12 protein-coding genes are annotated in these 12,245 nt (G+C 74.0%); 10 read left to right on the forward strand and 2 right to left on the reverse strand.

What is annotated here, in order from left to right; all coding sequences use genetic code 11:
* Positions 1-31: 31 nt before the first annotated feature.
* The 6 genes from dapE (at position 32) to AC1DXT_RS05295 (ending at position 6,093) form a co-directional block, all read left to right on the forward strand.
* Entirely contained in the window at positions 32-1,117 is a 1,086-nt protein-coding gene (dapE, locus tag AC1DXT_RS05270) for a succinyl-diaminopimelate desuccinylase (RefSeq protein ID WP_477060294.1), read from the forward strand.
* A 57-nt stretch (positions 1,118-1,174) separates the two neighbouring features.
* Positions 1,175-1,996 carry an LOG family protein gene (locus tag AC1DXT_RS05275; RefSeq protein WP_477060295.1) on the forward strand — a complete coding sequence of 274 codons (822 nt, stop codon included), beginning with the start codon at positions 1,175-1,177 and terminating at the stop codon, positions 1,994-1,996.
* Positions 1,993-2,892 (forward strand): dihydropteroate synthase, encoded by a 900-nt coding sequence (gene folP, locus AC1DXT_RS05280; protein ID WP_477060296.1) that lies wholly within the window; start codon positions 1,993-1,995, stop codon positions 2,890-2,892. The genes AC1DXT_RS05275 and folP overlap by 4 nt, the downstream gene beginning before the upstream one ends.
* Entirely contained in the window at positions 2,889-4,139 is a 1,251-nt protein-coding gene (locus AC1DXT_RS05285) for a hypothetical protein (RefSeq protein ID WP_477060297.1), read from the forward strand. Before folP ends, AC1DXT_RS05285 begins: the two co-directional genes overlap by 4 nt.
* Positions 4,140-4,330: 191 nt before the next feature.
* The gene (locus AC1DXT_RS05290) at positions 4,331-4,498 is read left to right on the forward strand and encodes a DUF3117 domain-containing protein (RefSeq protein ID WP_013772033.1); all 168 of its coding nucleotides are present in this window, start codon (positions 4,331-4,333) and stop codon (positions 4,496-4,498) included.
* 2 nt (positions 4,499-4,500) lie between these two features.
* Positions 4,501-6,093, forward strand: coding sequence for a leucyl aminopeptidase family protein (locus AC1DXT_RS05295; protein ID WP_477060298.1), 1,593 nt, complete (start codon positions 4,501-4,503; stop codon positions 6,091-6,093).
* A gap of 56 nt (positions 6,094-6,149) precedes the next feature.
* On the opposite strand, the gene AC1DXT_RS05300 is transcribed toward AC1DXT_RS05295, so the two are convergent.
* Positions 6,150-7,022 carry an alpha/beta hydrolase family protein gene (locus AC1DXT_RS05300; protein WP_477060299.1) on the reverse strand — a complete coding sequence of 291 codons (873 nt, stop codon included), beginning with the start codon at positions 7,020-7,022 and terminating at the stop codon, positions 6,150-6,152.
* 177 nt (positions 7,023-7,199) lie between these two features.
* Here AC1DXT_RS05300 and AC1DXT_RS05305 point away from each other — a divergent pair, with 177 nt between their 5' ends.
* Positions 7,200-8,351: an epoxide hydrolase family protein gene (locus tag AC1DXT_RS05305; RefSeq protein ID WP_477060300.1), complete on the forward strand. Its 1,152-nt coding sequence runs from the start codon at positions 7,200-7,202 to the stop codon at positions 8,349-8,351.
* Here the strand turns inward: AC1DXT_RS05305 and AC1DXT_RS05310 are convergent.
* On the reverse strand, positions 8,341-8,973 hold the full coding sequence (locus AC1DXT_RS05310) for an O-methyltransferase (protein WP_477060814.1): 633 nt from the start codon (positions 8,971-8,973) through the stop codon (positions 8,341-8,343). The genes AC1DXT_RS05305 and AC1DXT_RS05310 overlap by 11 nt on opposite strands.
* A gap of 200 nt (positions 8,974-9,173) precedes the next feature.
* On the opposite strand from AC1DXT_RS05310, the gene sigE reads away from it, so the two are divergent.
* Genes sigE through AC1DXT_RS05325 form a run of 3 tightly spaced genes read left to right on the forward strand, consistent with a single transcriptional unit; the run spans position 9,174 to position 12,240 of the window.
* Positions 9,174-9,743, forward strand: a complete 570-nt coding sequence (gene sigE, locus AC1DXT_RS05315; protein WP_421740579.1) for an RNA polymerase sigma factor SigE — start codon at positions 9,174-9,176, stop codon at positions 9,741-9,743.
* Positions 9,740-10,720 (forward strand): zf-HC2 domain-containing protein, encoded by a 981-nt coding sequence (locus tag AC1DXT_RS05320; protein WP_477060301.1) that lies wholly within the window; start codon positions 9,740-9,742, stop codon positions 10,718-10,720. Before sigE ends, AC1DXT_RS05320 begins: the two co-directional genes overlap by 4 nt.
* Positions 10,717-12,240 carry a S1C family serine protease gene (locus AC1DXT_RS05325; RefSeq protein WP_477060302.1) on the forward strand — a complete coding sequence of 508 codons (1,524 nt, stop codon included), beginning with the start codon at positions 10,717-10,719 and terminating at the stop codon, positions 12,238-12,240. Before AC1DXT_RS05320 ends, AC1DXT_RS05325 begins: the two co-directional genes overlap by 4 nt.
* Positions 12,241-12,245: the final 5 nt, after the last annotated feature.

Below are 12,245 nucleotides of genomic sequence, written 5' to 3' on the forward strand. Positions count from 1 at the left end.
GGTCAACGGCGGAGCGGGCTAGGGTCGCGACGTGGCGACCCTCGACCTCGGTACCGATCTCCTGTCCCTCACCCGCGCCCTGTGCGACCTGCCGTCCGTCAGCGGCGACGAGCGCGCGATCGCCGACGCCGTCGAGGACGCGCTGTCCCGGTACGGCCACCTGGAGGTGCTGCGCGACGGCGACGCGGTCGTCGCGCGCACGCAGACGGGACGTCCGTCGCGCGTCGTCATCGCGGGGCATCTCGACACGGTGCCCATCGCGGACAACCTGCCGACGCGGCTCATCGGGGAGGGCGCGCTGGCCGAGCTGTGGGGTCGCGGCACCGTGGACATGAAGGCCGGGGTGGCCGTTCAGCTCGCGCTCGCGGCCGAGCTGACGGAGCCCACGCACGACGTCACCTGGGTGTTCTACGACCACGAGGAGGTCGCGGCCGACCTCAGCGGCCTCGGGCGGCTCGTGCAGAACCACCCTGACTGGGTGGCGGGCGACTTCGCCGTCCTGTGCGAGCCGACCAACGGAGGCCTCGAGGGTGGCTGCAACGGCACCCTGCGGGCGGAGGTCCGGCTGGCGGGCGTGGCCGCCCACTCGGCGCGGGCGTGGATGGGCCGCAACGCGATCCACGCCGCCGGCGAGGTGCTGCGGCGGCTCGAGGCGTACACGCCCGCGGAGGTCGAGGTCGACGGGCTCGTGTTCCGCGAGGGCCTGAACGCGGTCCTCATCTCCGGCGGCACCGCGGCGAACGTCATCCCCGATGCCTGTGTCGTCACGGTGAACTACCGGTTCGCCCCGTCGGCCTCGGTCGAGCAGGCAGCTGCGCACGTGCGGGAGCTGTTCGACGGGTACGACGTCGAGATCGTCGACGCCGCCCCGGGCGCGCGACCGGGCCTCGACGCCCCGGCGGCGCAGGACTTCGCGCGGGCGGTGCTCGGGGTGACGGGCGGTGTGCCCGCGGCGAAGTACGGCTGGACGGACGTCGCCCGGTTCTCCGAGCTGGGGGTGCCCGCGGTGAACTTCGGCCCCGGTGACCCGCTGCTGGCGCACAAGGACGACGAGCACTGCCCGGTCGGCCAGATCACCCTGGCGCACGCGGCCCTGCGGGCGTGGCTGACCGCATGAGGTGAACGTCGGGCGACTCGTCCGCAGCGGCGCCCCGACCGACCTAGAGTCGGGGCCATGAGCGACGACGGTGTGTCCGCGCCCGGCCACGGCTACCGGAAGGGTCCGGTCCTGCTGCGCGGCGAGCAGATCCCGAAGACCACCTCCGACCAGCGCCTGCTGAGCGGCCACGGCAGCGCCGACTGGGTGCACGGAGACCCGTGGCGCGTGATGCGGATCCAGAGCGAGTTCGTCGAGGGGTTCGGCGCGCTGGCCGAGGTCGGTCCGGCGGTGAGCGTGTTCGGCTCTGCTCGCGTGCCCGTGGACCACCCCGACTACGCGCTCGGCACGGAGGTCGCCCGGCTGCTGGTCGAGTCGGGGTACGCGGTGATCACCGGCGGCGGTCCGGGGATCATGGAGGCCGCCAACCGGGGTGCGCTCGAGGCGGGTGGGCTGTCGGTCGGGCTCGGCATCGAGCTGCCCTTCGAGCAGGGCATGAACAAGTACGTCGAGCTCGGCGTGAACTTCCGGTACTTCTTCGCGCGCAAGACGATGTTCGTGAAGTACTCCGAGGGCTTCGTGGTGCTGCCCGGCGGGTTCGGCACGTTCGACGAGCTCTTCGAGGCCATGACCCTGGTGCAGACGCACAAGGTGATCAGCTTCCCGATCGTGCTGGTCGGCCGCGACTACTGGCAGGGCCTGCTCGACTGGGTGGGCAGCACGGTGCTGGACCGCGGCATGATCTCGGCCGCCGACCTCGAGCTGCTGCAGGTCGTCGACACCGCCGAGGAGGCCGTGAAGATCGTGCTCGAGCGCGGTGCGGAGCTGCGGGCGGCGGAGGAGGCGGCCGCCGTCGCGAACGCCCGCGCGGAACGGGCTGCCGAGGACTCGGGCCGGTGACGACGCCCCCGGCCGGCGCCGTCCTGCGCCTCCGCGGGCGCGAGATCGGACCCGACCGGCCGGTCGTCATGGCGGTCGTCAACCGGACGCCGGACTCGTTCTACGCCCCCGCCCGGCACGACGACGCGTCGGCCGACGAGGCAGTCGCTCGCGCCGTCGACGAGGGCGCCGACATCGTCGACCTCGGCGGGGTGCGGGCCGGCCGCGGACCGCGGGTGGAGGTCGACGAGGAGATCGCGCGCGTGATCCCCCTGGTCAGGCGGGTGCGTGCCCGGCACCCGGACCTGCTGGTCAGCGTCGACACCTGGCGCGCGGAGGTGGCGCGCGCGGCCGCCGACGAGGGCGTCGACCTGGTCAACGACACGTGGGCCGGGCACGACCCGGCGCTGATGGAGGTCGCGGCCGAGCGCGGTCTCGGCATCGTGTGCTCGCACACCGGCGGCGCCCGGCCCCGCACCGACCCCTTCCGGGTCGAGTACCCGGGTCCGGTGCCGCTCGACGGCGTGCTCGACGACGTCGTCCGCACGGTGTCCGCCGCGGCGCACCGGGCCGTCATGCTCGGCATCGACCCCGCGAGCGTGCTGGTGGACCCGACGCACGACTTCGGCAAGAACACGTGGCACTCCCTGCACCTGGTCCGGCGCACCGAGGCGCTCGTGGCGCTCGGCTTCCCGGTCCTCATGGCCCTGTCGCGCAAGGACTTCGTGGGGGAGACCCTCGACCTGCCCGCCGAGGAGCGCCTCGAGGGCACGCTCGCCGCGACCGCGGTGGCCGCGTGGCTCGGCGCCCGGGTGTTCCGGGCTCACGACGTGCGCGCGACCCGGCGCACCCTCGATATGGTCGCGTCCATCCGCGGGGACCGACCCCCCGCCCGGGCGGTCAGGGGGCTGGCGTGAGCGAGGTGCAGGAGGTCGTCTCGGAACGCACGACGAGCGGCGCCTGGGCGTGGATGGTGAGCCGGCCCTGGTGGGTCCAGGTGCTCGCCGTGTACGCCGCGGCGCGGGTGTTCACGACGGTGGTGTTCCTCTGGGTGGCGAGCGTCCAGGAGCAGAACCCCTGGACCGCCGAGCACCCGGACTACTTCCCGTACGTCGGCTTCATGTTCGACGGTTCCTGGTACCGCACCGTCGCGGAGAACGGGTACCCCGCCGAGCTTCCGCGAGGGGAGGACGGGCTGGTCCAGCAGAACGCCTGGGCCTTCTTCCCGCTCTTCCCGATGCTCGCGCGGGGTCTGATGCAGCTGACGGGTGGCTCGTGGGACGTCGTCGCGCCCCTGCTGGCGCTGGTGCTCGGCGCGGGTGCGGTCCTGGCGATCCACCAGACCGTCGTCCGGGGAGCACCGCGGGCCGTCGCCGCACGGCCCGGGCTCCCGCTCGCGTCGGTCGCCCTGGTCAGCGTGTTCCCCACCGCGGCGGTGCTCCAGGTCGCGTACACCGAGGCGCTCGCCCTGCTGCTCATCGCGGGCGCGCTGCTCCTGCTCATCCGCCGCGACTACGGGTGGATGGCGCTCGTCGTCGTCGCGCTGGGGTTCACGCGGGCGGTCGCGCTGCCGATGGCCGCGGTCGTCGTGGTGCACGCCGCGGTCCGCTGGTGGTCCGCGCGGCGCGAGACGGACACGTGGACCTGGCGCACGGGCGTGGGGCTGGGGGCGCTGGCGGTCCTGTCCGCCGCGTCGGGCTTCCTGTGGCCCGCCATCTGCGGCTGGGTCACCGGCGTGCCGGACGGGTACCTCCAGACGCAGGAGGCGTGGCGCGGCGTCCGGGAGGTCGCCCCGTTCGGTGGCTGGTTCTACGTACCGCAGTTCTGGTTCGGATCGCGCGCGCTGCTGGTGGTGGTCCTCAGCTTCGCGCTCGTGGTCGCGGTGCTCGTCGTGCCCGCCGCCTGGCGCCTGGGCAACGAGCTGCACGCGTGGGCCGCCGCCTACGTCGTCTACATCGCGGCGGTCGTCGAGCCGGGCAGCAGCCTCGCGCGGTTCCTCCTGCTGGCGTTCCCCCTCGCGGCGGTCACCGCCGGCGTCGTCACGCGGCCCCCCGCGGCCCGGCGGTGGTGGTTCGGCGCGGTCGTCGTCCTCATGCTCGGCCTCCAGGTGCTGTGGGTCCGGCAGATGTGGCACGCCAACCCGGTGGCCGACTGGCCCCCGTGACGGGTCCGGCGGCCCGCGGCGGCTGCTGGACGTTCGTCCGATCGGTGGCCTGACCGGCATCGGGACAGGTGAGGGGCCTCGGGTGAACTAGGATGGACCGCGGACAACCGGTAGACGAGGCCGACGTGGGGTGCGTGAAAACGCCCCCACGAGTCGCGCACCGGACGCACGAGCTGAAGGAGAGGCCCCGCATGGCCGCGATGAAGCCGAGGACCGGTGACGGCCCGCTCGAGGTCACGAAGGAGGGGCGCGGCATCGTGATGCGCGTGCCGCTCGAGGGCGGTGGACGGCTGGTGGTCGAGCTCAACGCGACCGAGGCCGCGGAGCTGGGTGAGGCCCTGACGTCCGTCGTCAGCTGACGATGGCACGGGCAAGCACGAGCTCCTCGATCGGTCGCACGCCCCCGGCGGTGACCGTCGACGGCGGCAGCATCGCGACGACGACGCTGCTGACCGACGGCTCGACCGACGCGGTCGCGGTTCCGGTGGCACCGGCGCGTGCGGGCGACGACGCGCTGCGCCCGCTCCAGGGGACCGCCGAGGCCGCAGCGCGGTACGGGGTCGACCTCGCGGAGATCGGCGAGCGCGCACGGCTGACGGGCGCAGCGGGGGACATCTACGTCCTGCAGCTGCCCCGGCCGGTCGGCTCGTCGGTGACCCTGCCGTGGTCGGGCCTCCCGCCGCGGCTCGTGCTGGTCGGCGTCGGCTCCGGCCGTCCCGCCGACCTGCGCCGGGCCGGTGCGGCGCTCGCCCGGTCGACGCGCGGCCTGCGGCGGGTCGTCACGACCCTCGGGGCCGAGGCCGCCCAGGACGACTCGACGGCTGCCACGGCTGCCCGCGCGGTCGCCGAGGGCTACCTGCTCGCCGCCTACGTCCCGCCGACGGCGGCCACCTCGGACACCCCGGCGCGCGGGGCGGCGGAGCTCGTCCTGCTCGGGCGCGACGGCATGCGACCCGCCGCCGCGGTCGCGGAGGGGCACACTGCGGCGACCGCCACGTGGCTGGTCCGGGACCTGGCCACCACCCCGGCCAGCACCAAGACCCCGGCGTGGCTGGCGGACCAGGCCAAGCGCCTGGCGACGAAGGCCGGCCTCGAGGTCACGGTCCGCAGCCCGCGCGAGCTGACGGCCGAGGGCTTCGGCGGCATCCTCGCGGTCGGCGCCGGGTCGGCGTCGTCGCCCAGGCTGGTCACCGTCTCGTACACGCCGTCGAACGCCGGCGGCAAGCACGTCGTCGTCGTCGGCAAGGGGATCACCTTCGACACGGGCGGCCTATCGATCAAGCCGCGCGAGGGCATGGTCCCGATGAAGACCGACATGACCGGTGCCGCCGTCGCGCTGGCCACGGTGCTCGGTGCGGCCGCCGCGGGTGTCGCCCACCGGGTCACGGCGGTGCTGCCCCTCGCCGAGAACCACTTCGGTGGAGCCTCGTACCGCCCCGGTGACGTCCTGACGATGTGGGGCGGCACGACCGTCGAGATCGCCAACACCGACGCCGAGGGCCGGCTGGTCCTCGCCGACGCGCTGGCCTGGGCGGACGCCACCCTGGACCCCGACGTGCTCATCGACGTCGCCACGCTCACCGGCGCCGCGACCCTGGGCCTCGGCAAGCAGCACGCCGCGCTCTACTCCGCCGACGACGAGCTGGTCTCCTCGCTCCTCGCGGCGGCCGACGCCTCCGGCGAGCTGGCGTGGCACATGCCGCTCGTCGAGGAGTACGAGGAGGCGGTGCACTCCGAGGTCGCCGACCTGCGGCACGTGCCGGTCGACAAGCACATCGGCGGCGGGTCGATCACGGCGGCGCTGTTCCTGCGGCACTTCGTCGGGGCGCGCACCTGGGCCCACCTCGACATCGCCGGACCCGCGCGCTCGACCTCCGACAAGCACGAGGTCACCGAGGGCGCGACCGGCTTCGGGGCGCGCCTCCTGCTGCGGTACCTCGACGACCTGCGCTGAGGGCACCCCGCACCGTGACGGGTCTCGTCACGGCACGGGGTGCACGGCCCTGCGGGTCAGAACGGGCAGCTCGTGCTCACCGCGGAGTACGCCGAGCCGGACGGTCCCGGGCAGAGGAACTGCGTGTACCGGGCGTCGTTGTCGACGAACCGCTTGAGCCAGGAGATCGACGACGACGCGATCGCGGTGTTCGCGGAGTTCGGGGCGAAGTGGCTCGCCCCGCGCAGCTCGAGGTAGGTGCGCGGCGTGGATGCCGGGAGCGTCTGGTAGAACGGCCGCGCGTGCGACGCCACAGGGGCGATGGAGTCGCTCTCCGCGCCGATCACCAGGGTCGGCGTCGTGACCTCCGGCCAGGTCTTGTCCGCGTTCCACGGTGTCAGCGGGATCGCCGCCTTGAGCGACGGTCGGTCCTTGACGGCCTCGAGCGTGCCGCCGCCGCCCATGGAGTGGCCCATGACGGCCACCCGGGCGGCGTCGACACGACCGGTGACGGAGCTCCGCCGGGTCAGGTAGTCGGCGGCGGCGAGCAGCTGGTCGCCGCGGGAGGCCGGCTGGTCGTAGACGGTCGTCGTGTCGATGGTGAACACGACGAAGCCCTGCGACGCGAGACGCGGACCGAGCCACGCGATGCTCGACTGCCGCGCGGTGTAGCCGGGCGAGACGACGACCGCGCCGAACGTGCCCTGGGACTGGTCGGTGGGGTAGTAGACGGTGCCTCCGCCGAACCCGGTCACGACGTACCGGGAGACCGAGGTCTGCGCGACGGCGAACGGGCCGCGGGCGGCCTCGATGCTGGTCCTGCTGGGCTCCGGGCCCCGCTGGTACGGGTTGTCCGCGGCGACGGCCGGAGCGGCGATGCTCCCGGCGACGAGCGTGGTGGTCAGGAGTGCGGTGGCGACGGCTCGGCGCCACGAGCTCAGAGATGTCACGACGGTGTGTCCTCTCTTGGATGGAGCCCGCGGACGGACGAGACCCGCAGGTGGTGAGCGTACAAACCGACCGGTCGGTTTTGCCACGGTAGCACCGGCCGACGCCACTTGGCATCGCGCTCCTCTTGCTCGTGTCACATCCCCTAGCACTGCGGATCGCCGCCCTAGGCTGACGGCATGCCGGACGTGACGCCCCGCCCCGAGCCGTTCACCCTGCACACCGCCCCGGACGCGCTGGCGGACCTGCGCACCCGCCTGCGCGCGACGCGCTGGCCGGATGCACCCGACGACGCGGGCTGGGCGCTCGGGACCGACGTCGCGTACCTGCGCGAGCTGGTCTCGTACTGGCCGGACGGCTTCGACTGGCCGGCGCAGGAAGCGGAGCTCGCCCGGCTGCCGCACTTCCGGGTCCGGATCGGCGGGCTCGGGATCCACTACGTGCACGCCCGCGCGGTCGCGCCGACCGGGCCTGTTCTACCGCTGGTCCTCAGCCACGGCTGGCCGGACTCGTTCTGGCGGTACAGCCAGGTGATCCCGCTGCTCACCGACCCGGGCGCGCACGGCGGCGACCCCGCGGACGCGTTCGACGTGGTGGTCCCGGACATGCCGGGCTACGGCTACTCCGACCGCCCGACCGGTCCGGCGCTCGACACGGTCGCCGTGGCCGGCCTGTGGGCGGAGCTCATGACGGTGCTCGGCTACGAGCGGTTCGGGGCCGCGGGCGGCGACATCGGCAGCGGGGTGAGCCGCTTCCTCGCACTGGACCATCCCGACCGTGTCGTCGCCGTCCACCGCACCGACGGAGGCCTGCCGGTCTTCACCGGAGACCCGTCGATCCTCACGCCCGAGGAGCGCGACTTCCTCGCGGGTGCCGCCGCGTGGGGCGGGTCGGAGGGCGCGTACGCGGCGATGCACCGCACCAAGCCGCAGACCGCAGCCGTCGGCCTCACGGACTCACCGGCGGGGCTCGCCGCGTGGATCGTCGAGAAGCTCCGGTCCTGGAGCGACCGCCGACTCACGGCGGACGAGATCCTCACCAACCTGACCATCTACTGGCTCACCGGCACGATCGGCTCGTCGATGCGGATGTACCGCGCCAACTCGGCGATCCCGGTGGAGCAGCACGCCCGACGGGTCGAGGTGCCGTCCGGGTTCTCGCTGTTCCCCGGCGACCTCGTCCGGCCGCCGCGGGCGTGGCTGGACCGCACGGCGAACGTCGTCCGGGTCACCGAGCCGCCGCGCGGCGGGCACTTCGCGCCGATCGAGGAGCCCGAGCTCTACGCGCAGGAGCTCCGCGACTTCTTCCGGCCGTACCGCGTCAGCGCTTGACCGCGACCAGCAGCCCGTCGCCGGTGGGCAGCAGCGCCGGCAGCAGGCGGTCGTCGGCGCGGACGATCCGGCCGACCTCGCGGATGGTGGTCGTGGTCTCGTCGCGGCGCGCGGGGTCCGCCACCCGGTCGTGCCAGAGGGCGTTGTCGACCGCGAGCACGCCGCCGGGCCGGAGCAGGCGCACGGCCTGCTCGACGTAGCCGGGGTAGTTCTCCTTGTCGGCGTCGATGAACACGAGGTCGTAGCCGCCGTCGGTGAGGCGGGGCACGACGTCGAGGGCGCGGCCGGAGATGGTGCGTGTGCGGGTGGGCTTGACGCGCTCCTCGGCGAACGCCTCCTTGGCGGCGCGCTGGTGCTCGACCTCGAGGTCGATGGTGGTGAGCACGCCGTCGGCGGGCATGCCGCGCAGCAGGTACAGGGAGCCGACGCCGGCGCCGGTGCCGATCTCGACGACGGCGCGGGCGGCGACGGCGGCCGCCAGCACGCTCAGGGCGGCGCCGGACCCGGGCAGGACGGGGGTGCACCCCAGCTGCGCGGCGCGCTCGCGGGCGCGCAGCACGATGTCGTCCTCCTGCAGGAACTCCTCGCAGTAGACCCAGCTCTGGGCCTTGTCGGTGGAGATGGCTGCCTCCTGGGGCGGATGACGAAGGTGGTCCGGCGGTCGTCGGCAAGCGTAGTCGCGCCCTCGCGACCGATGCGGGAGGCGGGCGCCTCCGCTACCGGCGGAACTTCTCGCCCGCCGTGGGCGTTCCTACCGTTCGAGGCTCACAGTTCCACCTGGGACACTGGAGCACGATGGCACGCACCGAGGAGACCGACCCCATGAGCACCCAGCCCGCCGCCTGGCAGGCACCGTCATGGGAGGAGATCGTCCGCGACCACTCCGCACGGGTGTACCGGCTGGCCTACCGGCTCACGGGCAACAAGCACGACGCCGAGGACCTCACGCAGGAGACGTTCGTCCGGGTGTTCCGCTCGCTGCACTCCTACACGCCCGGCACGTTCGAGGGCTGGCTGCACCGCATCACCACCAACCTCTTCCTCGACCAGGCACGCCGCAAGCAGCGCATCCGCATGGACGCCATGGGCGAGGACGCTGAGCGGTACGCCTCGGGCGACCAGCTGGGCGCCCCCGAGCGCGCGTTCGAGCACGGCAACCTCGACCTGGACATCCAGCGGGCCCTCGACGACCTGGCGCCGGAGTACCGCGCCGCCGTCGTCCTCTGCGACATCGAGGGCCTCTCCTACGAGGAGATCGCCGTCACGCTCGGCATCAAGCTGGGCACCGTCCGCTCGCGCATCCACCGCGCCCGCGCGCGGCTGCGCGTGTCCCTCGAGCACCGCGCGCCGCACGCCTTCACCGACGAGTCCCCGCTGACGGTCCTCGGATGAGCCACCTCGGGTCGCGGATCAGCGCGCTTGTCGACGGGCAGCTCTCGGTGGCGGAGACCGAGAAGGCCCTCGCGCACGTCGCCGTCTGCCCCGAGTGCTCCGCCGAGCTGACCGCATCCCGCGCAGCCCGCCGTGCCCTCGCCTCCGCCGACGAGGTCGCCCCTGCGCCCGACCTGACCGCGCGCCTCCTCTCCCTCGGGTGCGGCACCGACCCGGTGGCGTCGGACCTCTTCGCGCCCCCGGTGCGGCAGTCCCGCGACGAGCTCGCGTCCTACGGCGTCGCCAGCGGCGGCCTCGGCAGCCGGGGTTGGCGCTCGGGTGGCTCGCTGCGCGGTGACGTGGGGCACCGGCGGTCGTCCGTGCGCATCGCGGCTGGCTCGATGGCGGGCGTCGGTGCGGTCGCGGCGATGCTCTTCGTGCTCGGCGAGCGTCCCGACGTGGTGCCCACCATGCACCCCGGGGTGGACCTCGGCCTGCTCGGCCAGGCGATCACCGTGGACCCGTCCTCGGCAGGCGACCTGGGTTCGTCGACCGTGCCCGTCGCCGACAGCGCGGGCGACACCGTCACGTGGCTGCGGTCGCACGCCTGGTCGTTCCCGTCCGAGCTGCCCGACGGCTGGTCGGTCACCGCGGTGCGCTGGTCCGGCGACGACTCCCGGGTGCTTGAGATCGACGTGCTCGGACCGGACGACACCTCGCTCGTGGTCACCGAGCAGCAGGGCCGCCTCGACACGACCGCGCTGGCCGGTGCGCCGACCGCCGAGGTCGGTGGACGTGAGGTCTACGTGCTCTCGTTCGAGCCGTGGCACGTCGTGTGGCAGGCGGACGGGACGGTCGTGCAGGTGGTCGGCTCGCAGTCCTCGGACTCCACCGCGACACTTGTGGGAGCCTTTCCGGGCGGCGCCTTCGACGACGGCGTACCGGCGCGCATCACGCGCGGCTGGGCCACGGTGACAGGAGCGCTCGAACGGCCATGACCACCCCCGACGACGCGCAGCCCGTCGCGGTGCCCGGCGGAGAGGCGCCGGCAGACCGGACCGAGAGCCCGTTCGCGTCGCCGTCGGGCCGCCGACCGCTGCCCCCGACGCCCGGCACGCCCACCGCGCAGGACCGAGCGCCGAGCCCGGCCGAGCCCGAGGCGGCTCCGACCAGCAGCCCGCGCCCCGCCGCGGCCCCCGAGCAGGTCCACCCCCCGGGAACGCACTGGTCGGTGCCCCACGGCTCGGTGCCGACCTCGCCCTTCGCGCCGCCGAACCCGTACGGCACGCCCGCGCCGCAGCCCGCCCCGGACCACTGGGCGGGGGTCCCGTACGCGATGACGCCTCCCACGCAGGAGCCCGCACCCGGGACGAGCGGCGTGCCCCACACCGTCGTCCTGCACCGCAAGCGCCGCCGCACGCTCTCGGCCGCCTGGCTGGTGCCCCTCCTCGTGCTCGCGCTCGCCGCCGGGGCGATCGGCGGGGTCGTCGGCTCCCGGCTGGGCGAGGACGACCACCTGGCCGACGCGGGGCTGCCGGTCGCCGCCGCGGGCTCGAACACCATCGTGCGGTCGCCCGAGTCGGTGGCGGGGATCGCGGCCGGGGTGCTCCCGAGCGTCGTCTCCATCCAGGTCGACGGTCCGGAGGGCAGCGCCACGGGCTCGGGGTTCGTGCTCCGCGGCGACGGCTACCTGGTGACCAACAACCACGTGATCGCGCAGGCGGACGACGCGGCCACCACCATCACCGTGACGTTCGTCGACGGCAGCGAGCAGGAGGCGTCGGTCGTCGGTCGGACTGCCGACTACGACCTCGCCGTGCTCAAGGTGGCGGTGCAGGGCCTGACGCCGCTGCTCCTGGGTGACTCCGACCAGGTCGTGGTCGGCGACGCCGTCGTCGCGGTCGGGGCGCCGCTCGGCCTGGCGGGGACCGTGACCACCGGCATCGTCAGCGCGCTCAACCGGCCGGTCTCGGCGGGCGACTCCGAGGACCCGGACGACCAGGCGTTCATCAACGCGATCCAGACCGACGCCGCGATCAACCCGGGCAACTCCGGCGGCCCGTTGGTCAACGCGGCGGGCGAGGTCATCGGGATCAACTCGGCGATCGCGCAGCCCCCGGGGTCCACGTCGCTCGTCGGCGGGAGCATCGGGCTGGGGTTCGCGATCCCGTCGAACCAGGTGCGGCGCACGTCCGACCAGCTCATCGAGACGGGGCGCGCGACGTACCCGATCATCGGGGTGCTGCTCGACCAGCGGTACACGGGCGAGGGTGTCCAGGTCTCGTCGGACGCGCAGGAGGACCGGCAGCCGGTCACGGCGAACGGTCCTGCCGAGCGCGCCGGCATCCACCCCGGCGACGTCATCCTGGCCATCGACGGACGCCCCGTCACCGACCCCGACGAGCTGATCGTGGCCATCCGCGCGCGGACGCCGGGAGACACGATCGTGCTCCACGTGCGCAGCGGCTCCAGCGAGCGCGACGTCCGCGTGAAGCTGGACGAGTCGCCCACGGACTGACCCCG

It is taken from the genome of Cellulomonas sp. P1_G12_2, assembly GCF_056405535.1.